Here is a 1,786-nt window from a genome sequence, read left to right on the forward strand (position 1 = left end):
GACCTGAGTGCAGACAGCGCGGTTTTCATCACGGGAAGCGAGGGAATAGACGTGGCAAACAGTACAGGATTGCAGTTCACGGTAAAGGTCGGTGCATTGCCCGCCTCGACCTTTGCCGTGGTGGATTTTCAACTCAGCGAAGCACTTAACCAGTCATTCTCCCTGTCGCTGAATCTGGCGAGTGCCTTGCCGGATGTCGATTTTGGTACGGTGCTGGACCAGCCCTGTGAGCTGCTGGTGTGGTACAACGGCGAGTTGAAGCGCAGAGTGAACGGGATTGTCAGCGCCTTTGCCCAAGGGGACACCGGTTTTCGCCGTACCCGCTATCAGATAGAGGTGCGTCCTGCACTGTGGCGGCTGGGTCTGCGTACCAATGCCCGCATCTTTCAGGCGCAAAAGCCGGAGGTCATTATCGGTACCTTGCTGGAAGAGTCCGGCATTACCGATTACGCCTTTGCGCTGCGTAACGACCATGCGGTGCGTGAATACTGTGTGCAGTACCGGGAAAGCGATTTGGCGTTTATCACCCGGTTGGCGGCTGAGGAAGGTCTGTACTTCTTCCACGAGTTTGACGCGGGTAGCCACCGCGTGGTGTTTGCTGATGATGCCGGGGCTCTCAGCAAAGGCCCCGAGCTGTTCTTTAATCTAGCCGCTCAGGGTCTGAGCGAAGGCGACTATGTGCGCCGTTTCCGCTATGCCGAGGCGGTCAGCACCGCAGAAGTCGCCCTCAAGGACTACAGCTTCAAAACGCCAGCCTACGGTCTGCTGCACAGCAAGCTGAGCGCTGAACTGGCGCACCAGCGCGAAAGCTACCAACACTTCGACTATCCCGGACGTTTTAAACAAGACTCGAGCGGCAAGGCCTTTACCGGCTACCGGTTGGATGCATTACGCGCCAATGCCATGACCGGCTCCGGCGAATCCAATGCCGCGATGCTGATGCCGGGCAGCAGCTTTACCCTGACCGAACACCCCAATTCGATGCTGAATAGCGACTGGCAACTGGTCGCGATAACCCACAGCGGGCAGCAACCACAAGCTCTGGAAGAAGAAAGCGGCGGTGAACCCACCACTTACAGCAACAGCTTCGAGGTTATCAGTGCCAAAAGCACCTGGCGTGCCGACCTGCCGTACAAACCGATGGTGGATGGCCCGCAGATAGCCACCGTGGTGGGTCCGGCGGGGGAAGAAATCTACTGCGATGAACATGGCCGGGTGAAGCTGCAATTCCCGTGGGACCGCTACGGCGCCAGCGATGACCAAAGTTCCTGCTGGGTGCGGGTTAGTCAGGGCTGGGCAGGCGGTCAGTACGGGCTGATAGCCATTCCGCGCATCGGGCATGAGGTGATTGTCAGTTTCCTCGAAGGCGATCCGGACCAGCCTGTCGTGACGGGTAGAACCTTTCACGCCACCAATCCGTCACCGTATCCACTGCCCGCCAATAAAACCCGCACCATTTTGCGCTCCCAGACGCACAAAGGTCAGGGATTTAACGAGCTGAGTTTCGAAGATGCCACGGATAACGAAGAGATTTTCCTTCACGCTCAGAAGAATATGGCTGTGCGGGTGCTCAATTCCAAAGATGAGCGTGTGGACTATAACCGTACAACCAGCATCGGACATGATGAAGAACTGGTGGTTGCCAATAATCGCAAGGTTACGGTGGAAGGCAATCAGGATTACAAAACCACGGGCAACCATTTATCGCTGACGGAAGGCGATCGGGGCATACAGGTTAAGGGCGATCTGGCGCAGAAAATCAGCGGTGTATTCAGCGTGGACAGCA

General features: G+C 56.8%; 1 protein-coding gene. It reads left to right on the forward strand.

Features of this window, described 5'->3' with window-relative positions; all coding sequences use genetic code 11:
• Window positions 1-51: 51 nt before the first annotated feature.
• The coding region (locus J5224_RS26430; protein ID WP_264628140.1) for a type VI secretion system tip protein VgrG at window positions 52-1,786 on the forward strand (1,735 nt) is incomplete at its 3' end.

This window comes from Candidatus Symbiopectobacterium sp. NZEC135 (genome assembly GCF_025962695.1).